The sequence below is a fragment of the Streptomyces sp. NPDC087420 genome, from assembly GCF_044744165.1.
Lineage (GTDB): Bacteria > Actinomycetota > Actinomycetes > Streptomycetales > Streptomycetaceae > Streptomyces.
Window position 1 is genome coordinate 34,212 of the sequence record NZ_JBIUXU010000009.1, and the last position, 23,803, is coordinate 58,014.

At 72.8% G+C, this 23,803-nt stretch carries 18 protein-coding genes; 13 read left to right on the forward strand and 5 right to left on the reverse strand.

Going from position 1 to position 23,803, the window contains the following annotated elements:
• Window positions 1-12: 12 nt before the first annotated feature.
• Complete coding sequence (locus ACIO1C_RS19695) at window positions 13-699, reverse strand: GDSL-type esterase/lipase family protein (RefSeq protein ID WP_401865198.1); 687 nt, start codon at window positions 697-699, stop codon at window positions 13-15.
• Between the two features lie 43 nt (window positions 700-742).
• Here ACIO1C_RS19695 and ACIO1C_RS19700 point away from each other — a divergent pair, with 43 nt between their 5' ends.
• Window positions 743-1,810, forward strand: coding sequence for a WD40 repeat domain-containing protein (locus ACIO1C_RS19700; protein WP_401865201.1), 1,068 nt, complete (start codon window positions 743-745; stop codon window positions 1,808-1,810).
• Between the two features lie 87 nt (window positions 1,811-1,897).
• Here the strand turns inward: ACIO1C_RS19700 and serC are convergent, their stop codons facing one another.
• Entirely contained in the window at window positions 1,898-3,016 is a 1,119-nt protein-coding gene (gene serC / locus ACIO1C_RS19705; RefSeq protein ID WP_401865204.1) for a phosphoserine transaminase, read from the reverse strand.
• Window positions 3,017-3,026: 10 nt separating this feature from the next.
• A complete protein-coding gene (locus tag ACIO1C_RS19710) occupies window positions 3,027-3,674 on the reverse strand; it encodes a GTP-binding protein (RefSeq protein WP_401865207.1) in 648 nt (215 codons plus the stop codon).
• A gap of 239 nt (window positions 3,675-3,913) precedes the next feature.
• Between ACIO1C_RS19710 and ACIO1C_RS19715 the strand changes: the two genes are divergently transcribed.
• A complete protein-coding gene (locus tag ACIO1C_RS19715; protein WP_401865209.1) occupies window positions 3,914-6,931 on the forward strand; it encodes an FAD-binding and (Fe-S)-binding domain-containing protein in 3,018 nt (1,005 codons plus the stop codon).
• A gap of 23 nt (window positions 6,932-6,954) precedes the next feature.
• On the opposite strand, the gene ACIO1C_RS19720 is transcribed toward ACIO1C_RS19715, so the two are convergent.
• The gene (locus ACIO1C_RS19720; RefSeq protein ID WP_401865212.1) at window positions 6,955-7,818 is read right to left on the reverse strand and encodes a LysR family transcriptional regulator; all 864 of its coding nucleotides are present in this window, start codon (window positions 7,816-7,818) and stop codon (window positions 6,955-6,957) included.
• Window positions 7,819-8,008: 190 nt separating this feature from the next.
• Here ACIO1C_RS19720 and ACIO1C_RS19725 point away from each other — a divergent pair, with 190 nt between their 5' ends.
• From ACIO1C_RS19725 to ACIO1C_RS19765, 9 genes are all read left to right on the forward strand, one after another.
• Window positions 8,009-9,028, forward strand: a complete 1,020-nt coding sequence (locus tag ACIO1C_RS19725; RefSeq protein ID WP_401865791.1) for an EamA family transporter — start codon at window positions 8,009-8,011, stop codon at window positions 9,026-9,028.
• Between the two features lie 85 nt (window positions 9,029-9,113).
• Complete coding sequence (locus ACIO1C_RS19730) at window positions 9,114-9,911, forward strand: TIGR03084 family metal-binding protein (protein WP_401865215.1); 798 nt, start codon at window positions 9,114-9,116, stop codon at window positions 9,909-9,911.
• Window positions 9,908-11,656 (forward strand): acyclic terpene utilization AtuA family protein, encoded by a 1,749-nt coding sequence (locus tag ACIO1C_RS19735; RefSeq protein WP_401865218.1) that lies wholly within the window; start codon window positions 9,908-9,910, stop codon window positions 11,654-11,656. Before ACIO1C_RS19730 ends, ACIO1C_RS19735 begins: the two co-directional genes overlap by 4 nt.
• Window positions 11,653-13,251 (forward strand): acyl-CoA carboxylase subunit beta, encoded by a 1,599-nt coding sequence (locus ACIO1C_RS19740; RefSeq protein WP_401865221.1) that lies wholly within the window; start codon window positions 11,653-11,655, stop codon window positions 13,249-13,251. The genes ACIO1C_RS19735 and ACIO1C_RS19740 overlap by 4 nt, the downstream gene beginning before the upstream one ends.
• 89 nt (window positions 13,252-13,340) lie before the next feature.
• A complete protein-coding gene (locus ACIO1C_RS19745) occupies window positions 13,341-15,380 on the forward strand; it encodes a biotin carboxylase N-terminal domain-containing protein (RefSeq protein ID WP_401865793.1) in 2,040 nt (679 codons plus the stop codon).
• Window positions 15,377-16,588, forward strand: coding sequence for an acyl-CoA dehydrogenase family protein (locus tag ACIO1C_RS19750; RefSeq protein WP_401865223.1), 1,212 nt, complete (start codon window positions 15,377-15,379; stop codon window positions 16,586-16,588). Before ACIO1C_RS19745 ends, ACIO1C_RS19750 begins: the two co-directional genes overlap by 4 nt.
• Window positions 16,589-16,689: 101 nt before the next feature.
• Entirely contained in the window at window positions 16,690-18,273 is a 1,584-nt protein-coding gene (locus ACIO1C_RS19755) for a 4-coumarate--CoA ligase family protein (protein WP_401865226.1), read from the forward strand.
• A gap of 146 nt (window positions 18,274-18,419) precedes the next feature.
• Complete coding sequence (locus ACIO1C_RS19760; RefSeq protein WP_401865795.1) at window positions 18,420-19,124, forward strand: enoyl-CoA hydratase family protein; 705 nt, start codon at window positions 18,420-18,422, stop codon at window positions 19,122-19,124.
• On the forward strand, window positions 19,112-19,720 hold the full coding sequence (locus ACIO1C_RS19765; RefSeq protein ID WP_401865229.1) for a TetR/AcrR family transcriptional regulator: 609 nt from the start codon (window positions 19,112-19,114) through the stop codon (window positions 19,718-19,720). The genes ACIO1C_RS19760 and ACIO1C_RS19765 overlap by 13 nt, the downstream gene beginning before the upstream one ends.
• Before the next feature lie 28 nt (window positions 19,721-19,748).
• Here the strand turns inward: ACIO1C_RS19765 and ACIO1C_RS19770 are convergent, their stop codons facing one another.
• Window positions 19,749-20,843: a citrate synthase 2 gene (locus tag ACIO1C_RS19770; RefSeq protein WP_401865231.1), complete on the reverse strand. Its 1,095-nt coding sequence runs from the start codon at window positions 20,841-20,843 to the stop codon at window positions 19,749-19,751.
• Between the two features lie 354 nt (window positions 20,844-21,197).
• Here ACIO1C_RS19770 and pdxH point away from each other — a divergent pair, with 354 nt between their 5' ends.
• Both pdxH and ACIO1C_RS19780 read left to right on the forward strand, forming a co-directional pair.
• Entirely contained in the window at window positions 21,198-21,821 is a 624-nt protein-coding gene (gene pdxH, locus ACIO1C_RS19775; protein WP_401865233.1) for a pyridoxamine 5'-phosphate oxidase, read from the forward strand.
• A 414-nt stretch (window positions 21,822-22,235) separates the two neighbouring features.
• Window positions 22,236-23,723, forward strand: coding sequence for a PAS domain-containing protein (locus tag ACIO1C_RS19780; RefSeq protein ID WP_401865236.1), 1,488 nt, complete (start codon window positions 22,236-22,238; stop codon window positions 23,721-23,723).
• Window positions 23,724-23,803: the final 80 nt, after the last annotated feature.

A 23,803-nucleotide genomic window follows, 5' to 3' on the forward strand; every position in this document is an offset into this window, starting at 1 on the left:
GTGCCGCCGACGTCAGACCCCTGCCTCGTACGGCGCTCCCAGCCCCCACGCCTCGTACATCGCGTCCGCGAACGCCCCCGCCAGCCTGTGCTCGCCCGACGGGGCGGGGTGCGTGCCGTCGTACGTGTCGCGGTGGATGTCGTACGAGGGCGGGCGCGACGCCAGCAGCAGGGGCGAGCCCGCCCGGTCCAGGTCGGCGACGGCCTTCGCCAGCAGCTCGTTGAAGCGGGCGACCTCGGCGGCGAAGGCGGGGTCGGTGTCGGCGCGCACGTTCGGTATGACGGGCAGGATCACGGCCCTGACCCGCGGATTCGCCGCGCGCGCCTCGGCGATGAACAGCCGCGCCCGGTCGGCGGTCTGCGTGCTGTCCGTGTAGAAACCGAGATCGATCAGCCCGAGCGAGATCAGCAGGATGTCGGCCCTGTGCGTGCTCACGGCGTCGCGGATCAAGGGCGTCAGGTGCTGCCAGCCCTCGCCCCAGCCCGCCAGATGGCGCCGGGCGGCGGCGGGGAAGTCCGGGGCGCCGTACGCGTACGAGACGGGGGCCTCGGCGAGCAGGTCGTACAACTCCGTACGCGGGCCGACGATCCGGTACGGACCGCCGAAGGACGTGTTCAGGTGCTGCCACATCCGGTAGCGCCAGGTGAAGTCGCCCGCGTGTCCGATGGTCATGGAGTCGCCGACGAACATGAAACGCATCGGGTCATCATCCCCGATCGGGACGGGATGGCAGGCTGGGGGCATGCGTTCGCTTCCGCGCCACCCTGGCCTGCGTCTTTCCGGCCGCTTCGCCGGTGTTTCCACCGTACTGCTCGGTGTGTCCACCCTGCTCGTCGGTGTGTCCACCCTGCTCGGCATATCCGCGCCGGGTGCCTCAGCGGCCACCGCCGACGACCAGGCCCCCGACCGCAGCTTCACGATCAAGGACCCGCGCATCACCGAGTCCAGCGGCCTGGCGGCGAGCCGCGCCCACCCCGGCGTCTACTGGACCCACAACGACAGCGACGACGGACCGTACGTCTACGCGGTCGACTCCCGGACCGGGGAGACGGTCGCCACGATCACCCTCCGGGGCGTCGGCGACCCGCGTGACGTGGAGGCCATCTCGGTCGGGCCCGACGGCGACGTGTACGTCGGTGACATCGGCGACAACCTGGGCGGCAGCTGGGACCACGTGTGGATCTACCGCTTCCCGGAGCCGGAGCAGCTCAAGGACACGACCGTCCGCGCCACCCAGTTCACGGTGAAGTACGCCGACGGGCCGCGCGACGCCGAGGCGTTGATGGTCGACCCGAAGACCGGGCGGGTCTACATCGCCTCGAAGAACGAGGACGGCGGCGGGCTGTACGAGGGTCCGGCGCGGCTGACCGCGACGGGGACCAACGTCTTCCGGCGCATCGGCGAGGTGCCGTGGGTGACGGACGGCGCGTTCTCGCCGGACGGCAGGGAACTGGTGCTGCGCTCGTACTTCAGCGCGCGCGGCTACGCCTGGAAGAACGGCCGGCTGGGCGCCGACCACCGCGTGCGCGCGCCCATCCAGGGGCAGGCCGAGTCCGTGACGTACACGGCGGACGGCAGTGCGCTGATGTTCGGCTCCGAGGGCGAGCAGAGCGGGGTGGAGCGGGTGGACCTGGACAAGGACTCCGGCGGCTCGTCCTCGGGGAGCGGTGGTACGGCGTCGGGCGGGAGCGGAGCGGCCGGGGGCATCGGCACGGACGCTGAGCAGGGCAAGGTGACAGTCGGGGCGGTGGTGCTGGTGGGCGCGGTGGTGCTGTTCCTCGGCTTCAAGCGGCTGCGGCGGAAGGGCTGAGGCCGGCCGGACGGACGGACGGAGTGCACGGCGAAGGGCCCCGGTCGCGGGAATCGCGTACCGGGGCCCTTCGAATTCTTCGGAATTTCAGAGCCGCTCGATCACGTAGTCGACGCAGGCCGTCAGCGCGGCGACGTCCGCCGGGTCGACCGCCGGGAACATGGCGACGCGCAGCTGGTTGCGGCCCAGCTTGCGGTACGGCTCGGTGTCCACGATGCCGTTGGCGCGCAGGGCCTTGGAGATCGCCGTCGCGTCGATCTCGTCCGCGAAGTCGATCGTGCCGATGACCTGCGAGCGCTTCGCCGGGTCGACCACGAAGGGGGTGGCGTACTTGGACGCGTCGGCCCATCCGTACAGCGCGCTCGACGACGCGGCCGTACGGTTCACCGCCCAGTCCAGGCCGCCCTGGGTGTTGATCCAGGTGAGCTGCTCGTTCAGCAGGAAGAGCGTGGCCAGGGCGGGGGTGTTGTACGTCTGGTTCTTCAGCGAGTTGTCGATCGCGGTCGGCAGCGAGAAGAACTCGGGGACGTGCCGGCCCGAGCCGTGCACGCGCGCGGCGCGCTCCAGCGCGGCGGGCGAGAAGACCGCGATCCACAGGCCGCCGTCGGCGGCGAAGGACTTCTGCGGGGCGAAGTAGTAGACGTCCGTCTCGGTGATGTCGACCGGCAGGCCGCCCGCGCCGGAGGTCGCGTCGACCAGCACCAGCGAGCCGGCGTCGGCGCCCTCGACACGCCGTACGGGCGCGGAGACACCGGTGGAGGTCTCGTTGTGGGTGAGGGCGTAGACGTCGACGCCCTCCTCGGCCCTCGGGTCGGGGTGCGAGCCGGGGTCGGTGGAGATGACGGTCGGCTCGGCCAGCCACGGCGCGAGCTTCGACGCCTTGGCGAACTTGGAGGAGAACTCACCGAACGAGAGGTGCTGCGACTTGTTCTCGATCAGGCCGTGCGTCGCGACGTCCCAGAAGGCGGTGGAGCCGCCGTTGCCCAGGATCACCTCGTACCCGTCGGGCAGGTCGAAGAGGCTCCGTACACCGTCGCGCACCGCGCCGACCAGGTTCTTCACCGGAGCCTGGCGGTGCGAGGTGCCGAGCAGCGACGTTCCGGTGGCCGCCAGCGCGTCCACCGCCTCCGTCCGCACCTTGGAGGGGCCTGCGCCGAAACGGCCGTCGGCGGGCTTGATGTCAGCAGGAATCTGGATATCGGCCACGGGCCGGAGCCTAGTGCCTCGCGCGCGGTGCCGGACAGCCGTGTCCGTCGGATGAGACGCGGGCGGCCAGGTATTCGATCAGGGTGATCAGGACGTACTTGCTGGACGAGCGGTCCCGCGCGTCGCACTCCACCAGCGGGATGTCGGAGGTCAGGCCGAGTGTTTCGCGCACCTGTTCCTCGGTACGGAACGGGCCGCCGAAGTCGTTGCAGGCGACGATGAAGAGCGTTCCGTCGGCCTGCAATCGCTCGATGGTGTGACGCGCGTCGGCGACGCGGCGGGTGTCGACGAGGACCACCGCGCCGAACGTCCCGGAGAAGAGGCGGTCCCAGAGGAACGAGAAACGCTCCTGGCCGGGGCCGCCGAACACGTACAGCACGGAGCTCTTGTCCAGCGCCGAGGTCTGGTCGAGGGAGATCCGGCCGAAGTCGAACGCGACCGTGGTCGCCGTCTTCCTGCCGAGCCCGTCGAGGTCGGCGAGGGCGTCGATCTCCACGGTGCGGGTCATCGTCTCCTCGGCGTTCAGGGGACGGATCTCGCTGATGGAACGGACCATGGTGGTCTTGCCGACGCCGAAGCCGCCGACGATGGCGATTTTCAGGGTGCCGCTGTCGGTGGGTCTGGCCGCGCCGGTGGGGGCATCGGGGGTGCCGGTCATCGGGGATTGCCCTCCGGGTCGGTGAAGTTGGCCCAGCGCACCGCACAAACGGAGGTCACTATAGGAGAGTTGACGATTGAATTGGGAAATTTTTGTTCGATTCCTTATGTGTTTCCGTCTGCTGAAGGTGCTGTGGCTGACAAGTGAACCAGTGATGGACCGGGTGTGCGTCGGGCATATGCCGTACATGTGCCACTCATGTACCGGGTTCGCGGGAGCGGCCGGGGCATCCTGGGACCATGGCTGACCAGGCTGAGAAGTCGTCCGGGGGACCCGGAAGCACGAGGGATACGGGCGCGACCGCGCTGGCGCGGGCGCTGGAGGGCGCCGTGCGCGGAGAGGTGGACTTCGGGACGGCGGCCCGGGCCCTGATGACCATGGACGCGTCCAACTACCGCCGGGTGCCGGTGGGCGTGGTCGCCCCGCGCGACGCGGCGGACGTGGCCGCCGCGCTGGCGGTGTGCCGCGAGCACGGCGTACCGGTGCTGCCGCGCGGCGCCGGGACGTCCATCGCGGGACAGGCGACCGGGGTCGGGGTGGTGCTCGACCTGACCCGCCACCTGCGGTCGATCGTGTCGGTGGACGCGGAGGCGCGTACGGCGATCGTGCAGCCCGGTGTGATCCTGGACGACCTGCGGGACGCCGTACGCCCGTACGGGCTGACCTTCGGACCCGATCCGTCCACGCACAGCCGCTGCACGCTCGGCGGGATGATCGGCAACAACTCGTGCGGGGCGCATTCGGTGGCGTGGGGGACGACGGCCGACAACGTCGACCGGCTGTCCGTCCTCACTTACGGCGGGGAGGAACTGAGCCTGGGGCAGGGGTGGCCGGGGGCGGGTGCGAGTGGGTCCGGTGGGGCCGCGCTGCTGCGGGGCCTGGAGGATCTGGTGGGCCGGAATCTGGCGCTGCTGCGGACCGGTTACCCCGCCGGGCTGCCCCGGCGCATCTCCGGGTACGCGCTCGACGCGCTGCTCCCCGAGGCGGGGGTGGATCTCGCCCGCGCCTTCTGCGGCAGCGAGGGCACGCTCGGGGTGGTCACGGAAGCGACCGTACGGCTCGTCCCGTCCCCGCCCGCCCGCGCCCTCGCCGTCCTCGGCTACCCGGATGAGAGCGCCGCCGCCGAGGCCGCGGCGGGTCTGCTGCCGTACGGTCCGCTCACGGTCGAGGGCATGGCGGAGGACCTGGTACGGGGCGGGCGCGGCGGCGGGTTCGGGTTCGGGGGCGGCGGCGGGGGCGACGGTCGGTATGGCGGCGGGCGCGACGGTCGGCACGGGCTGCCGCGCGGGGGCGCGTGGCTGTTCGTGGAGACCGGCGGGGCGACGGCGGCCGAGGCGCGCGCCGCGGCCGGGGCGATCCTCCGCGCGGCGGACGCGCTGGACGGCACGGTCGTGGACGATCCGGCCGGGATGCGGGCGCTGTGGCGGGTACGGGAGGACGCGGCCGGGACCGCGACCCGGATGCCCGACGGCAGCGAGGCGTGGCCCGGCTGGGAGGACTGCGCGGTGCCGCCGGCCCGGCTGGGCGCGTACCTGCGCGACTTCCGCGCGCTGCTCGCCCACCACGGCCTGCGGGGCACGCCGTACGGGCACTTCGGGGACGGCTGCATCCATGTCCGCATCGATTTCGACCTGTTGGGCGAGGACGGCGTACGGCGCTTCCGGCGCTTCTCGGAGGAGACGGCCACGCTGGTCGTCGCGCACGGGGGCTCGCTGTCGGGGGAGCACGGCGACGGGCTGGCGCGGGCGGAGCTGCTGCCGGCGATGTACGGGCCCGAACTGGTCGCGCTGTTCGGCCGGTTCAAGGACGTCTGGGACCCGGCGGGCGGGATGAACCCGGGCGTGCTGGCCCGGCCGGCGCGGCTGGACGAGAACCTGCGGTTCGCGGTGCTGCCGCGCGAGCGCGTCGACGTGGTGTTCGGCTACCCGCACGACGGGCCTGACGGGGGCGGGGACTTCTCGGCGGCGGTACGGCGCTGCGTGGGCGTGGCGAAGTGCCGGGTCGCGGGACCGAGTGAGGGCGCGGGGGTGATGTGCCCGTCGTTCCGCGCGACGGGCGAGGAGCGGCACTCGACGCGTGGCCGGGCGCGGCTGCTGCACGAGATGCTCGCGGGGGAGGCGGGCGGGGTGGTGACGGACGGCTGGCGTTCGACGGAGGTACGGGAGGCGCTGGACCTGTGCCTGTCGTGCAAGGGGTGCCGGAGCGACTGCCCGGTGGGCGTCGACATGGCCACGTACAAGGCGGAGTTCCTGCACCACCACTACCGGGGCCGCCTGCGGCCGGCCGCGCACTACGCGATGGGCCGGCTGCCGGTGTGGCTGCGGGCGGCGGCCCCGTTCGCCCGGGTGCTGAACGCGGCGGCGCGGGTGCCGCTGCTGGCGGCGGTGGCGAAGCGGGCGGGGGGAATCGCGCGGGAGCGCACCCTTCCGGCCCTGGCCCCGGAGACGTTCACACGATGGCTGCGAAGCCGCCAGGCGAACGAGGACAGCACACCCCTCACCCCCCAAGTGACCCTCTGGCCGGACACGTTCACCGAACACCTCTCACCGGAGGTGGGGCGGGCGGCGGTACGGGTGATGGAGGCGGCGGGAATCGGCTGCGCGGTGCCCGAGGGCCGGGTGTGCTGCGGGCTGACGTACGTCTCGACGGGCCAACTGGACCAGGCACGCAAGGTCATGCGCCGCACGCTGGACCGGATGGAACCCATTCTGGACGCGGGCGGCCCGGTGACGGTCCTGGAACCGAGCTGCGCGGCCACCTTGACCACCGACCTCCCGGAACTCCTGCACGACGACCCCCGCGCGGCCCGCTTGGCGGCGGCGGTACGCACCTTCGCCCAAACCCTGGAGGAACAGTCCCCGGACTGGCACCCACCCCACCTGAACCGCCCGATCGCCGGCCAGACCCACTGCCACCAGCACGCGGTCCTCGGCGACGAGGCGGACCGCAGACTCCGCGAACGAGCGGGCCTGACGGGCGAGTTGAGCGGCGGCTGCTGCGGCCTGGCGGGCAACTTCGGCTTTGAACGCGGCCACTACGAGGTGTCGAAGGCCGTCGCGGAAGACCAACTGCTCCCGGCGGTACGGTCAGCACCCCCCGAGGCAGAACTCCTGGCAGACGGCTTCTCCTGCCGCACCCAACTGACACACCTGACCGACCACCACCCCCGCCACCTGGCGGAAGTCCTGGCGGAGGCCCTGGACCGGCCGGACGGCACAAACGGTCCGGAGGGGCGAAGGGGGCCGGAGGGGCCGTAGAGGCCGGCCCCGTGAAGGGGGGCCTACGTGCCCGTGGCCAGTTGCCAGGCCAGGGTGGCCAGGTCTTGGGTGGCGGGGTGGGCGGCGCCCTCGCGCCAGGCCAGGAAGACCTGGAGGGGTGGGGCGTCGGGGAGGGGGCGGTAGGCGACTCCCGGGTGGGGGTGCATGTCCGCCGTGGACGCGCTCGACACGCCCACCCCTCGGCCCGCCGCGATCCCCGTCAGCCAGTCGTCCGTGTTCGCCACCGTCACCGTGGACACCGGGCCCGCCTCCGGGGGCCACAGGGACGGGGTCGTCGTGCCCGAGACGGTGTTCACCAGGATCGGTCGGGACGCCAGGTCCGCCAGGGTCAGCGTGGTGCGCGCGGCCAGCGGGCCGTCGGCCGGGACCGCCGCGACGCGGGGTTCCGTGAACAGCAGCTCCGTCACCAGCCCCGGCGTCCCCACCACCCCGGGCCCCCGCAGCAGCGCCGCGTCGACCTCGCCCCGGATCAGCCCCGCCGTACGGTCGTCGATCCTGAGCAGTTCCAGCGGGGTCTCGGGGTGTTCCTGTTCCCAGCGCCGCAGCAGCGGTGTGGTGTACGGGCCGAAGGCCGACCACGCGTGCCCGAGCCGCAGCGGCCGGCGGCGCAGCCGGCCCGTGTCGAGGGCGTCGTCGAACGCCGCGACGGCGGCCGCCGCCTTCTCGCGGAAGGCGCGGCCCTCCGCCGTGAGGGCGAGGTGGTGGGTGGAGCGCTCGGCGAGCCGTACGCCGAGGTGTCTCTCCAGCGCGACGAGGTTGCGGGAGACGGCGGGCTGGGTGAGGTGCAGCCGGGCCGCCGCCCTGGTCATGCTGGACTCTTCGGCGATGGCCAGGAAGCAGCGGAGATGACGCAGCTCGATGCTCATGCGTGCGGAGCATAACGGCAGCCCAAAAGGCATTTCACGGCTGAGGCGCGGAGCCGTAACGTGAGTCCGGGCGTCAGCCTGCCCGACCACGACATCCTGGAGGTTTTTGGTGGATGAGCCGCGTACCGCTGCCACTGCTTCCGCCACTGCTTCCGCTTCCGCCACCGCCTCCGCCACCGCTTCCGTCGTCGTGCCGGAGGTGTCGGGTGTGCCGGAGGCCGGGGACGGTCCGGAGGCCGGTGGTGGTCCGGAGGCCGCGTCCTCCTCCCGCTCCCTCGGGCCCGTCGCACTGGTCATCGGGGGCGGCCTCTCCGTGCAGTTCGGTGCCGCCATCGCCGTCCTGCTGATGCCCCGTACCGGCGCCCTCGGTGTGGTCTCCCTGCGGCTCGCGCTCGCCGCCGTCGTCCTGCTCGCCTTCTGCCGCCCCACCCTGCGCGGCCACTCGCGCGCCGACTGGGGCACGGTCGTCGTCTTCGGTACGGTCCTCGCCGCCATGAACGGGCTCTTCTACCAGTCCGCCGACCGCATCCCCCTCGGCGCCGCCGTCACCCTCGAAGTCCTCGGACCGCTCACCCTCTCCGTGATCGTCTCCCGGCGGTGGGTGAACGTCCTGTGGGCGGGGCTCGCGCTGGCCGGGGTGCTGCTGCTCAGCGGCGGCGGGTTCGACCGCCTCGATCCGCTGGGCGCGGCCTTCGCGCTCTCGGCGGGCGCCATGTGGGCCGCGTACATCGTCTTCAGCGCACGGACGGGCCGGCGCTTCCCGCAGGCCGACGGCCTCGCGCTGGCCATGGGCGTCGGGGCGCTGATCGCGCTGCCCTTCGGCATCGTGGAATCCGGGTCCAAGCTGATCGTGCCGTCGACCCTCGGGCTCGCGCTGGCGGTCGCGCTGATGTCGTCCGTCCTGCCGTACACCCTGGAACTGCTCGCCCTCCGCCGCATGCCCTCCTCGACGTTCGCCGTCCTGATGAGCCTGGAGCCGGCCATCGCGGCGAGCGCCGGGTTCCTCCTGCTGGACCAGGCGCTCTCCACCACCGAGTCGCTGGCGATCGCGCTGGTGATCGTGGCGAGCATGGGGGCGGTACGGACCCAGGTGGGGCGGCGGAACGCGGGGAAGCGGGCGGGGCGGGCGCGCGCCAGAGCCGAGGCGGCCCGCGCGGCCGAAGCGGCCGGGAGTGCCGGGGCGGCAGCGGAGATGCGCGCCGAGAAGTAAAGCAAGCATGCTTGATTGTTTCTTCGGCCCCTGACATGCTCCGGGACACGCACACCGCCGTGCCCGAGTCCGAGGGAGCGCACCCGTGTCCGACTCTGCCGCAGTCCTGGACGATCTGCGCAGCGAGAGCGAGGAACTCGACGGCCTGGTCGGCGGGTTGAGCACAGGGGACTGGGCCCGGGCCACCCCCGCCCCCGGATGGACCGTGGCGCACCAGATCGCCCACCTCGCCTGGACCGACAACGCCGCGCTGCTCTCCCTCACCGACAAACGGGCCTTCGCCACGGAGACGCGCAAAGCCCTCGCCGCGCCCTCGTCCTTCGTCGACGACGGCGCGCGGGACGGCGCCGCGCTCCCGCCCGGCGAACTCCTCGCCCGCTGGCGCACGGGCCGCGACCGCTTGTGGGACGCCCTGCGCGACACCCCGCCCGGCGCCCGTTTCCCCTGGTACGGGCCTCCCATGAGCGCCCCCTCGATGGCGACCGCGCGCCTGATGGAGACCTGGGCGCACGGCCAGGACATCGCCGACACGCTCGGGGTGCGGCGCGCGCCGACCGCGCGGCTGCGGCACATCGCGTGGATCGGGGTACGGACCCGCGACTACGCCTACTCCGTACGGGACGAGCCCCCGCCCCCTGAGCCGTTCCGCGTCGAACTAACCGGACCGGGCGGGGAGTTGTGGGTGTACGGCCCCGAGGACGCGCCCCAGCGCGTGACCGGCCCCGCGCTCGACTTCAGCCTGCTGGTGACCCAGCGGGCCCACCGCGCCGACCTCGCCGTACGGGCGCACGGCCCGGACGCGGACCGCTGGCTGGACATCGCCCAGGCCTTCGCGGGCCTCCCGGGCGCGGGCCGCGCGCCGAAGGGGGAGGAGTCGAGATGAGCGGAATCGAGACGACCGACTCCCCCATAACCGGTGCCGCCCCGGGCATCCTCCGGATCGGCAACGCCTCCGGCTTCTACGGCGACCGTTTCGACGCCCTGCGCGAGATGCTCACCGGCGGCCCGCTGGATGTCCTGACCGGCGACTATCTCGCCGAACTGACCATGCTCATCCTCGGCAGGGACCGGCAGCGAGATCCGGCCGCCGGGTACGCCAAGACGTTCCTGCGGCAGCTGGAGGAGGGGCTCGGGCTCGCCCACGAGCGCGGCGTGAAGATCGTCGCCAACGCGGGCGGCCTCAACCCGGCCGGTCTCGCGGCTGCCGTCCGCGCGCTCGCCGAGCGGGTCGGGGTGCCGGTCCGCGTCGCCCACGTCGAGGGTGACGACCTGCTGGCGAGGGGGGATTGGGGCGACGGCGTCCTGACGGCCAACGCCTACCTCGGCGGCGCCGGGATCGCCGCGTGCCTGCGCGCGGGCGCCGACATCGTGGTCACCGGCCGGGTCACGGACGCCGCGCTGGTGACCGGGCCGGCCGCCGCCCACTTCGGCTGGGCGTCCGACGACCTCGACGCGCTGGCCGGCGCGGTGGTCGCCGGGCACGTGCTGGAGTGCGGGACCCAGGCGACCGGCGGGAACTACGCCCTCTTCACCGACCACGACCCGCGCCGCCTGCGCCACCCCGGCTTCCCGCTCGCCGAGATCCGCGCCGACGGGACCGCCGTCATCACCAAGCACCCCGGTACGGACGGGGTCGTGGACCTCGGCACCGTCACCGCCCAACTCCTGTACGAGACGGGCGGGGCGCGGTACGCGGGCCCGGACGTGACCGCCCGCCTCGACACCGTACGGCTGACACCCGACGGACCCGACCGGGTCAGGATCTCGGGTGTACGCGGCGAGCCGCCGCCCCCCACGCTCAAGGTCGGGCTCAACCGGATCGGCGGCTGGCGCAACGAGGTTGTCTTCGTCCTCACCGGCCTCGACATCGAGGCCAAGGCGGACCTCGTCCGCGACCAGGTGACCGACGCACTGGGCAACACGCCCCCCGCCGAGGTGTGTTGGGAGCTGGCCAGGACGGACCACGACAACGCCCCCACCGAGGAGACGGCCAGCGCGCTGCTGCGGCTCGTCGTGCGCGACAGCGATCCGGACAGGGTGGGGCGGGCCGTCAGCGGGGCCGTGGTCGAGCTGGCGCTCGGCAGCTACCCCGGCTTCCACGTCACGGCCCCGCCCGGAAAGGGCGCCCCCTACGGCGTGTTCGAGTCCGCGTACATCGACGCGGCGGAGGTCGACCACATCGCCGTACTGCCGGACGGTGAGCGCGTCGGCGTGCCAACTCCCCTACGCGTCAGAGAGCTTGAGCCCGTACCCGATCCGGTCGGCGACCTTCCCGAACCGCTCCCCACCGGCCTCGCCACCCTCCCCGCGCCCCTGGGCCTGATCGCGGGCGCCCGCAGCGGCGACAAGGGCGGGGACGCCAACGTCGGCGTATGGGCCAGGAGCGAAGGCGCCTGGCGGTGGCTGGCGCACGAGTTGACCGTCGACCTCTTCCGCCAACTCATCCCCGAGAGCGCGGAGTTGACCGTCGTACGGCACGTCCTGCCGCACCTGCGCGCGCTCAACTTCACGGTGGAGGGCCTGCTCGGCGAAGGTGTCGCCGCCCAGGCCCGGTTCGACCCCCAGGCCAAGGCACTCGGCGAGTGGCTGCGCGGCCGGTACGCCCACCTTCCGGAGGTCCTCCTGTGACCGTGCTCCCCACCGCGCTCGACCCGGCGTCCCCCGACTACGCGGCGCACCGCGAGGCGATGCTCGGCAAGCTCGCCGAACTGGACGCCGAACACACCAAGGCGCTCGCCGGGGGCGGTGAGAAGTACGTGGCCCGGCACCGCGCGCGGGGCAAGCTGCTCGCCCGCGAGCGGATCGAGCTGCTGCTCGACCCGGACACCCCGTTCCTCGAACTGTCTCCCCTCGCCGCCTGGGGCAGCGACTACCCGGTCGGCGCGTCGATGGTCACCGGCATCGGCGTGGTCGAGGGCGTCGAGTGTGTGATCACCGCCAACGACCCGACCGTACGCGGGGGTTCGAGCAACCCCTGGACGCTGAGGAAGGCGCTGCGCGCGAACGAGATCGCGTACGCCAACCGCCTGCCGCTCATCAGCCTGGTCGAGTCGGGCGGCGCCGATCTCCCCTCCCAGAAGGAGATCTTCATCCCCGGCGGCGCGCTCTTCCGCGACCTGACCCGGCTGTCCGCCGCCGGAATCCCCACGGTGGCCGTGGTGTTCGGCAACTCCACGGCCGGCGGGGCGTACGTCCCCGGCATGTCCGACCACACCGTCATGATCAAGGAGCGGTCGAAGGTCTTCCTCGGCGGCCCGCCGCTGGTGAAGATGGCGACGGGCGAGGAGAGCGACGACGAGTCGCTCGGCGGCGCGGAGATGCACGCCCGTACGTCGGGTCTCGCCGACCACTTCGCCGTGGACGAGCAGGACGCGATCCGGCAGGCCCGCCGGATCGTCGCCCGCCTCAACTGGCGCAAGGCGCAGGCCGATCCGGGGCCGGCCGCGCCGCCGAAGTACGACGAGGACGAGCTGCTGGGCATCGTGCCGGGGGATCTCAAGATCCCCTTCGACCCGCGCGAGGTGATCGCCCGGGTGGTCGACGGCTCGGACTTCGACGAGTTCAAGCCGCTGTACGGGCCGAGCCTGGTGACCGGGTGGGCCGCGCTGCACGGCTACCCGGTGGGGGTCCTGGCCAACGCGCAGGGCGTGTTGTTCTCGGCGGAGTCGCAGAAGGCCGCGCAGTTCATCCAGCTCGCCAACCAGCGGGACATCCCCCTGGTGTTCCTGCACAACACCACCGGCTACATGGTCGGCAAGGAGTACGAGCAGGGCGGGATCATCAAGCACGGCGCGATGATGATCAACGCGGTGTCGAACTCCACCGTCCCGCACCTGTCGGTCCTGATGGGCGCCTCGTACGGCGCCGGGCACTACGGCATGTGCGGGCGCGCATACGACCCGCGCTTCCTCTTCGCGTGGCCGAGCGCCAAGTCGGCGGTGATGGGCCCGCAGCAACTGGCCGGGGTGCTCTCGATCGTCGCGCGGGCCTCGGCGGCGGCGAAGGGACAGCCGTACGACGACGAAGGGGACGCGGCGCTGCGCGCGATGGTCGAGCGGCAGATCGAGTCGGAGTCCCTGCCCCTGTTCCTGTCCGGACGGCTGTACGACGACGGGGTCATCGACCCGCGCGACACCCGCACGGTCCTCGGCCTGTGCCTGTCCGCCCTCCACACCGCGCCGGTCGCGGGAGTGCGGGGCGGCTTCGGCGTCTTCCGGATGTGAGGCGAGCGATGACGAAGAGTGTGCGCACGCGGGGCACGAGTGCGCCGACCGAAGGTGAGTCGACCGAGGGCGAGTTGGCCGAACGAGCGCTGATCACCAGCGTTCTGGTCGCGAACCGGGGCGAGATCGCCTGCCGGGTGTTCCGTACGTGCCGGGAGCTGGGCATCGCGACGGTCGCGGTCTTCTCCGACGCGGACGCGGACGCCCTGCACGTGCGGCAGGCGGACACGGCGGTACGGCTGCCGGGGGCGGCGCCCGCCGACACCTATCTGCGCGGCGACCTGATCGTGAAGGCCGCCCTCGCGGCGGGCGCCGGCGCCGTGCATCCCGGCTACGGATTCCTGTCCGAGAACGCGGAGTTCGCGCAGGCGGTACTCGACGCGGGCCTGGTGTGGATCGGGCCGCCGCCGGCCGCGATCGAGGCGATGGCGTCGAAGACGCGCGCGAAGGAACTGATGGGCGCGGCGGGTGTGCCGCTGCTGGCGCCGGTGGATCCGGGCTCGGCGACGGAGGCCGACCTCCCCCTGCTGCTCAAGGCGGCGGCCGGGGGCGGCGGCAGAGGCATGCGGGTGGTCCGCCAACTCTCCTATCTGAAAGCCGAGTTGGCGGCGGCTTCGGCGGAGGCCGCGTCCGCGTTCGGTGACGGCGAGGTCTTCGCGGAGCCGTACGTGGAGCACGGCCGGCACGTGGAGGTGCAGATCCTCGCCGACGCGTACGGGACGGTGTGGGCGCTGGGCACCCGGGACTGCTCGCTGCAACGCAGACACCAGAAGGTGATCGAGGAGAGCCCGGCGCCAGGGCTGCCGGCCGAGCTGCTCACCGGGCTGGCGGAGGCGGCGGTGGCGGCGGCGCGCACGGTGGAGTACCGGGGTGCGGGGACGGTCGAGTTCCTGGTCTCGCCGCAGGGAAGCCCGTACTTCCTGGAGATGAACACCCGCCTCCAGGTCGAACACCCGGTCACCGAGGAGGTGTTCGGCCTCGACCTGGTGGCGTTGCAAGTGTCCGTGGCAGAGGGCGCCCCGCTCCCGCCCGAGCCGCCGGAGCCGTACGGCCACGCGGTGGAGGCACGGCTGTACGCGGAGGACCCGTCCCGGGACTGGGCCCCGCAGACGGGGGTTCTCCACAAGCTTTCGGTGGAGGTGGAGGTGGAGGTGGAGGTGGAGGTGGAGGGGGTACGGCCCCGATCCGGCACGCCCCAGGACGCCGTACGCCTCCGCATCGACACCGGCTACGGCCCCGGCGACCGCATCGGCCCGCACTACGACGCCCTGCTCGCCAAGGTCGTCGCCTGGGCGCCCACCCGCGCCGAAGCCCTGCGCCGCCTCGGGCACGCGCTGCTCCGCGCCCGGATCCACGGCCCCGGGACCAACAGGGAGCTGCTCGTACGGTCGTTGACCCATCCCGATGTCCTCGGCGGCCACCCCGACACCGGGTTCTACGAGCGTCACCTCGACGCGCTCACCGCACCCGCCGCCGGCGAAGACGAACGGCACGCCGCGGTCGCCGCCGCGCTCGCCGACTCCGCCGCCCGGCGCGAGGCCGCCACCGTGCCCGCCCGCCTGGGCGGATGGCGCAACCTCGCCTCGCAGCCGCACCGCAAGACCTACGGCGAGCACGAGATCAGCTACCGGGTCACCCGCGACGGGATCCTCGTCGAGGACGACGCGGTCCGGGTCGTCAGCCTCTCCGAGCGGCTCGTACGCCTCGAAGTCGACGGCGTCACACGGGACTTCCACGTCTCGGCGTACGGCGACGAGGTGAACGGGGACAAGGCCAACGGCGACAAGGCGAACGGCGACCACGTGTACGTCGACACCGCCCACGGGTCGTACCGCCTCCTCGCCCACCCCCGTTTCACCGACCCGAGCGCCACCACCGCCCCCGGCTCGCTGCTCGCGCCCATGCCCGGCACGGTCGTACGGATCGCCGACGGCCTGGCCGAGGGGGACCACGTCACCGCCGGGCAGCCGATCCTCTGGCTGGAGGCCATGAAGATGGAACACCGCGTCGCGGCCCCCACCTCCGGCACCCTCACCGCGCTCCACGCCGCCCCCGGCCGCCAGGTCGAACTGGGCGCCCTGCTCGCTGTCGTCGTCACCGACCCCGCCCCGGAGGACCAGCCGTCATGAGCCGCAGCGCCGACCGTACGGGCCCAGAAAGCAGCACCTCAGAAAGCAGCACCCCCGAAAACGCCACCCCCGGCAGCACCTTCATCGAGTCCCACGAACACACCGCCCTCCGCGCCGCCGTCTCCGCCCTCGGCCGCCGCCACGGACGGGACTTCGACCGCGAGACCCTCTGGCGTGAGGCCGGCAAGCTCGGCTACCTCGGCGTGAACCTCCCCGAGGAGTACGGCGGAGGCGGCGGCGGCGTGGTCGAACTCTCCCTCGTCCTGGAAGAGTTGGGCACGGCAGGTTGCCCCCTCCTCATGCTCATCGTCTCGCCCGCCATCTGCGGCACCGTGATCGCCCGCTTCGGCACCGACGCGCAGAAGCGGCAGTGGCTCCCCGGCCTCGCCGACGGCTCCCTCACCATGGCCTTCGGCATCACGGAACCGGACGCCGGATCCAACTCCCACCGCATCACCACCGCCGCCCGCAAGGACGGCGAAGGCGGCTGGATCCTCAACGGACGCAAGGTCTTCGTCTCCGGCGTCGACATCGCCGACGCCACCCTCGTCGTCAGCCGCACCGAGGACGCCAGGACCGGCCGCCTCAAGCCCTGCCTGTTCATCGTCCCGCGCGACGCCCACGGGTTCACCCGTTCCCCCATCGACATGGAACTCCACGCCGCCGAGAAGCAGTTCGAACTGGTCCTGGACGACGTACGGCTGCCCGCCGACGCCCTCGTCGGCGACGAGGACGCCGGACTCCTCCAGCTCTTCGCCGGCCTCAACCCCGAGCGCGTCATGACCGCCGCCTTCGCCCTCGGCATGGGCCGCTACGCCCTCGACCGCGCCGTCGAGTACGCCAGGACCCGCCAGGTGTGGAAGGAGCCCATCGGCGCCCACCAGGCCATCGCCCACCCGCTCGCCCAGGCCCACATCGAGCTGGAACTCGCCCGCCTGATGATGCGCAAGGCCGCCCACCTCTACGACTCGGGCGACGACACGGCGGCGGGCGAGGCCGCCAACATGGCCAAGTACGCCGCCGCCGAGGCCTGTGTGAAGGCCGTCGACCAGGCCGTGCACACGCTCGGCGGAAACGGTCTCACCCGGGAGTACGGACTCGCCTCGCTGGTCACCGCCGCGCGCGTGGCCCGGATCGCGCCGGTCAGCCGCGAGATGATCCTGAACTACATATCCCATCAGTCCCTGGGTCTCCCCAAGTCCTACTGAGACACGCGATTCTGAGCGTTCATGTCGCGGCTGAGCGTTCATGTCGCGGCCGCGCGTCGGTGTCGCGCGCGTCGGAGCGTCGAAGCGTCGAAGGGGTCGTCATGATCTTCCACAGCGAGTACGCGGATGTCCCGGCCGTCGATCTGCCCATCCACGAGGCCGTCCTCGGCCGCGCCGCCGAGTTCGGCGACACCGTGGCCCTGATCGACGGCACGAACGGCACGAGCATGACGTACGCCCAGCTCGACACGTACCACCGCGCCCTCGCCGCGGCCTTCACCGACGCGGGCGTGCGCAAGGGCGACGTCCTCGCCCTGCACAGCCCCAACACCGTGGTGTACCCGGCGGTGTTCTACGCCGCCACCCGCGCCGGCGCGACCGTCACCACCGCCCACCCCCTCGCCACCGCCGAGGAGTTGGCCACCCAGCTCCGCGACGCGGCAGCCCGCTGGATCGTCACCGTCGGACCGCTCCTCGAAGTGGCCCGCCGCTCGGCGGAGTTGGTCGGCGGCATCGAGGAGATCTTCGTCTGCGACCGGGCCGTGGGACACCGCTCGGTCCGCGACCTGGCGCGCTCGACCGCCCCCCAGGTCACCGTCCCCGTCGACCCCGGCGAGGACATCGCCGTCCTCCCGTACTCCTCCGGCACCACCGGCGTCCCCAAGGGCGTCATGCTGACGCACCGCTCGATCGCCACGAACCTCGCGCAGATGGAACCCGTCGTCCCCATGGGTCCCGGCGACCGCATCCTGGCGATTCTGCCGTTTTTCCACATATACGGCCTTACGGCCCTGATGAACGCGCCCCTGCGCCACGGCGCGACCGTCGTCGTCCTGCCCCGCTTCGACCTCGATCAGTTCCTCGCCGCGATCGAGACGTACCGCATCACCGGCCTCTACGTCGCGCCGCCCATCGTCCTCGCCCTCGCCAAGCACCCGGCGGTCTCGCGGTACGACCTCAGCTCGCTCCGCTACGTCCTGTGCGCCGCCGCCCCGCTCGACTCCCGGCTGGCGGCGGCCTGTTCGGCCCGGCTGAACCTGCCGCCCGTACGGCAGGCGTACGGCATGACGGAGCTGTCGCCCGGCACCCACATCGTCCCGCTGGCCGCCACCGACCCGCCGCCCGGCGCCGTCGGCAAGCTCCTGCCCGGCACCGAGATGCGCGTCGTCCGCCTCGACGACCCGGACACGGACGTGGCGACCGGCGGCGAGGGCGAGATCCTCATCCGGGGCCCGCAGGTCATGAAGGGCTACCTCGGCCGCCCCGGCGACACCGCCGCGATGATCGACGCCGACGGGTGGGTGCACACCGGGGACGTCGGCCGGGCCGACGCGGACGGCTGGCTGTTCGTCGTGGACCGCGTCAAGGAACTCATCAAGTACAAGGGCTTCCAGGTCGCCCCCGCCGAACTCGAAGCGCTGCTCCTCACCCACGACTCGATCGCGGACGCGGCGGTGATCGGTGTGTACGACGCGGACGGCAACGAGGTCCCGAAGGCCTACATTGTCCGACGACCCGGTGCGGAGACGCTCGGCGCGGACGCCGTCATGACGTTTGTCGCCGAACGAGTCGCTCCGTACAAGAAGATCCGCCGGGTCGAGTTCATCGGAGGTGTGCCCCGCGCCGCCTCCGGCAAGATCCTCAGGCGCCAACTGAGGGACCGCGAGAGGGAGACCACCACGTGACGGACGACCCGAGAGCGGGGCACGAGCGGGCAGGCGGTACGGGGGCGGGGCAGGCGGGAGCAGGTCGTACGGGAGCGGCACAGACGGCGGCGGACCGTACGGGAGCGCCCCGCGCCGGCCTCGTCACCACCGCGCACGACCGGGGCATCACCACCCTGACCCTGGACTCGCCCGCGAACCGCAACGCCCTGTCGGCGCGGCTCGTCGACGCGCTCCGCGCCGCCCTCGCCGACTGCGCCGGGGACCCCGCCGTACGGGCCGTGCTCCTCGCCCACACCGGCACCACCTTCAGCGCGGGCGCCGACCTCAAGGAACCGGCCAGCCCCTACACCTTCGTCTCCCTGATGCGGCAGATCGTGGAGCTGCCCAAACCCGTCGTCGCGCGGGTCACCGGCCATGTCAGGGCGGGCGGCCTGGGGCTGCTCGGTGCCTGCGACCTCGCCTTCGCCGACCGTACGGCCGCGGACTTCGCGTTCACCGAGGTACGGATCGGCGTCGCGCCCGCCGTGATCTCGCTGCCGCTCCTGCCCCGGCTCACGCCCCGGGCGGCGGCCCGCTACTACCTCACCGGCGAACGCTTCGACGCGGGGGCGGCGGTCGCGGCGGGGATCCTCACCGAGGCGGCCGACGACGTGGACGCGGCGCTCGCGCCCGTACTCGACGGTCTGCGCAGGGCGTCCCCGCAGGGCCTCGCGGAGTCGAAGAAGCTCCTGACGGCGGACGTGCTGCGGGCGTTCGACGACCACGCAGAGGACTTGGTCCAGCGCTCCGCCTCGCTCTTCGTGTCGGCGGAGGCCCGCGAGGGCATCGCCGCGTTCCTGGAACGGCGGGACGCCGCATGGGTGCGGTAGCCGCCCCGAAACAGGACCGCAGCCGGGCGACCCGGATGCGGCTCCTGGAGGCGGCCGTGTCCTGCCTGGCCGAACACGGCTGGGCGGGCTCCACGGTCTCCGTCGTCGCCGAGCGCGCCGGGGTCTCCCGGGGCGCCGCGCAGCACCACTTCCCCACCCGCGAGGACCTGTTCACCGCGGCGGTCGAGTACGTGGCGGAGGAACGCTCCACCGCCCTGCGCGCCCTCGTCCCGGCCGGCCGGGACCACCGCGGGCAGGCGGTCGAAGGGATCGTGGCGCTCTACACCGGCCCGCTGTTCCGCGCCGCCCTCCACCTCTGGGTCGCGGCCTGTGACGAGGAACAACTCCGCCCCCGCGTCACCGAACTGGAAGCCCGGGTGGGCCGCGAGGCGCACCGCAGCGCGGTCGCCCTCCTGGGCGCGGACGAGTCCGTGCCGGGTGTACGGGAAACGGTCCAGGGCCTCCTGGACATGGCCCGGGGCCTGGGCCTGGCCACCCTCCTGACGGACGACACCCCGCGCCGCACGCGGGTGGTGGCCCAGTGGTCGCACATCCTGGACGGGGTGCTGGGCGGGCCGGGTGGCGGGCCGGGGTGAGCGCCGCCCCGCGACCCGCTCACTCGTCTCAGAGGCCGCCGAAGCCCTCGATCTCGTCGACCGTCCGCGTCCCGGGCCCCACATAGCGGGCCGACGGCCGCACCAGGCGCCCCGTGCGCTTCTGCTCCAGGATGTGGGCCGACCAGCCCGCCGTACGCGCACACGTGAACATCGACGTGAACATGTGGGCCGGCACCTCCGCGAAGTCCAGCACGATCGCCGCCCAGAACTCCACGTTGGTCGCCAGCACCCGGTCGGGCCTGCGCGCGTGCAGTTCCTCCAGCGCCGCCTTCTCCAGCGCCTCCGCCACCTCGTAGCGCGGCGCGTCCAGTTCGCGTGCCGTACGGCGCAGGACGCGGGCCCTCGGGTCCTCCGCCCGGTAGACGCGGTGGCCGAAGCCCATCAGCCGGTCGCCCTTGTCCAGCGCCTGCTTCACGTACGCCGACGCGTCGCCCGTACGCTCGATCTCCTCGATCATGCCGAGGACACGCGACGGGGCGCCGCCGTGCAGCGGCCCCGACATCGCGCCCACCGCGCCCGAGAGGGCCGCGGCGACATCGGCGCCGGTCGAGGCGATCACCCGGGCGGTGAACGTCGAGGCGTTCATGCCGTGCTCCGCCGCCGACGTCCAGTACGCGTCGACCGCCTTCACGTGCTTCGGGTCGGGCTCCCCGCGCCAGCGGATCATGAAGCGCTCCACGACGCTCCCCGCCTTGTCGATCTCCCGCTGCGGCACCATCGGCACGCCCTGACCGCGCGCCGACTGGGCCACGTACGACAGGGCCATCACGGCGGCCCGCGCCAGGTCGTCGCGGGCCGTGGCCGCGTCGATGTCGAGGAGCGGTTTGAGCCCCCAGACCGGCGCGAGCATGGCCAGCGCGGACTGTACGTCCACCCGGATGTCACCGGAGTGGACCGGGATCGGGAAGGGTTCGGCGGCCGGCAGGCCGGGGTCGAAGGCCCCGTCGACCAGCAGCCCCCAGACATTGCCGAAGGACACCTGCCCCACCAGGTCCTCGATGTCGACGCCCCGGTAGCGGAGCGATCCGCCTTCCTTGTCCGGTTCGGCGATCTCCGTCTCGAAAGCGACGACTCCTTCGAGTCCGGGTACGAAGTCGGACATCAGGCGGCTCCTCATGATGTGTGCGACGGGTGGTACCGGTCCGGTCACCCCGGTGATGCCCCGAACGGTGAATGGTCACCCACCGTCGGGAAGGCGGGAACGGCGGCTTCCGATGTGGGAAGGCGACAGTGCCCCGCCCATGGATTTTGGCGGGTTCCTCCGATGCGGGGAAGCGTGATATCCGGCACAGTGCCCGATTTCATCCGGGAAGGATTGGTGGCACTCCGTGCCGGGAAGACTGGCCCCTGCGGCAAGATGAGGCGCGTGCCTGACTCCCTGCCTTCAGAGTTGCCGTCCGCGTCGCCCTCGGACCGGTCTTCGGACCAGTCGTCCGATGCCCCGGACCCCGCCGTCATGCGCGAGAGGTACCGCGGCATGCCGCTGCTGGGGACGGACCTCGCCCCCGCGCCCATGGACCAGTTCGCCCGCTGGTTCAAGGACGCCGCGGCCGGCGGCCTGCACGAGCCGAACGCCATGATCGTGTCCACGGCCGCCCGGGACGGCCGCCCGTCCTCCCGCACCGTGCTGCTCAAGGCGTACGACAGCCGGGGCTTCGTCTTCTACACGAACTACACGTCCCGCAAGGGCCGGGAGATCGGGGCGAACCCGTACGTCTCGCTGCTCTTCCCCTGGCATCCGCTGGCGCGTCAGGTCATCGTGACGGGCCGGGCGGACCGGGTCGGCCGCGACGAGACGGCCGCGTACTTCCGCACCCGCCCCCACGGCTCGCAGCTCGGCGCGTGGGCGAGCGACCAGTCCAGCCCGATCGGGACCCGGGAGGAGCTGCTGGCCCGTTACGAGGATCTGGCGGCGCGCTATCCGGAGGGTGAGCAGGTGCCGGTGCCGCCGGGGTGGGGAGGCTTCCGGGTGGTCCCCGAGACGGTCGAGTTCTGGCAGGGGCACGAGAACCGGCTGCACGACCGGCTGCGGTACGTGGGCGAGGGGAAGGACTGGCGGGTCGAGCGGCTCTGCCCGTAAGACCTCCGCGACCCTCTGCCGTACGGCGGGAAAGGGGCCCGCACACGCAGACGACCCGCAAGCCGTGGTCCCTCCGGGGAGGGAGCCGGCCGGACACACCGGCGGCTTGCGGGTCGGGTGACTGCTTGGGATTTCGACCGTCGACCGGCCGAGCACTTCAAGAGTGCGACTGGCAGGCCGTTAGCCCGCAGCCACCTCACTTGTCCGGACTGAAATCATGTTCCGGATCACCTCCTTTCGGTGTGGTTGCCACGTTAGGCGCCTCTCCGGGCAGGCTCAAGTGAATTTCGAAGCGCACCGAGATTTGTTGGACGAGCCGATTTCGGGGAACGATGTGTGTGCTGAGTCACGTTCCAGTTGAATGATCGGACGTGCGACAGCACCGGCGGAGACGTCCTGCCAGGGGGTGCCAGGATGAGTGCTTCTCGAAGTGGGACCACCAGCGCGCCCGGGCCGGACGAGCCGGGTTCCGCGCCCGGCTCCGGGCCCGGTGCCGTACCGGAACCGGAACCGGAACCGGAACCGGAACCGGAACCGGAACCGGAACCGGCGCGCGACGGGCCGGGCTCCGACCTGCTCGCGGCCCTGCTCGACGGCATGGACGCCGCGCTCTGCGCCTTCGACGCGGGCGGGGTGATCACGCACTGGAACCGCGAGGCGGAACGGGTCCTCGGCTGGTCGGCCGCGGAGGCCGTCGGCCGGCACGGCTTCGCGGGCTGGGCGGTGCGGCCGGCCGACGCCGGCGAGGTGCAGGGCAGGCTGATGGCCGCGATGGACGCGCCGGGCCGCCAGGTCCACGAGTTCGCGCTGCTGCGCAAGGACGGCGGCCGGGTGCTCGTACGGACCCAGGCGGCCGGGGTACGGGCCGCGGACGGCAAGCCCGCCGGGGTGTACTGCGCGTTCAGCGAGGTCCACGCGCAGATCGACCTGGAACGGTCCATAGCGCTCAGCGAGGCCCTCTTCGACGAGGCGTCCTGGGGTGTGGTCCTCCTCGACGTCGACCTGCGGCCGACCGTCGTCAACGCACACGCGGCGCGGGCGCTCGGTTTTGGGCGTACGTCCGTGCTCGGCCGGCCCCTCGGCGAGCTGATCACGCAGGGCGTCGAGGAGGTCGAGGGAGCGCTCCACCACGTCCTGGCCGAGGGCGCGCCCCGCGACCTGGTGGAGCTGTGGGTCACGGTCCGTACGGCGGAGGGCGGCCGGCGGCGGCGCTGCTGGCGCAGCGGGTTCCTGCGGCTGGCGTCCCCGCTGGCGGAGGAGCCGGTGCCGCTGGGCGTGAGCTGGATGTTCCAGGACATCACGGAGACGAAGCTGGCGGCGCAGGACGCGGACCGGCTGCGGTTCCGCTCCAGTCAGCTGCACCGGGCGGCGCGGGCGGCGTCGGAGTGCGAGGACCCGGCGGAGGCGGCGACGGTCCATCTGGACTTCGCGCTGGCGGGCTTCGCGGACCACGCGCTGCTCGATCTGGTGGTGGAGGGGGAGCGCCCGGCGGCGTTTGTCGCCTCGGCGTCGGACGGGCCGGTACGGCTGGTACGGGCGGCGGCGACGCCTTCCGGCGGGGGCGCGGGGCCGGGCATGCCGCTGGTCACGGGCGGGATTCCGGTGCGGTACGGGGACGGGCACCCGGCGCTCCAGGCGATGGCCCGGATCGGTTCGGTCCGGGCGAGCGCGCCGGGCGGTGCCGCCGCGCCGCCGGCGTGGGCGGTGTCGCGGCAGTGGCCGCCGGACACGGTGCACGCGCTGTGCACGGTGCTGAGGAGCCGGGGGAGGTCGCTGGGCGTGGTGACGTTCCTGCGGAGCGCGAGCCGGCCGGCGTTCGAACGGCCCGACGCGGTGTACGCGGAGGACGTGACGCTCCGGGTGGCGGCCTCGCTGGACCTCGCACGAGAGCTACGCGAGTAGCGTCCGCCCTTCCGGGCGTCGGACGGGTCGCGCCGCCGGCCGCCGGACGGGACGCCCGGGCCGTCTCTGAGAGACGGCCC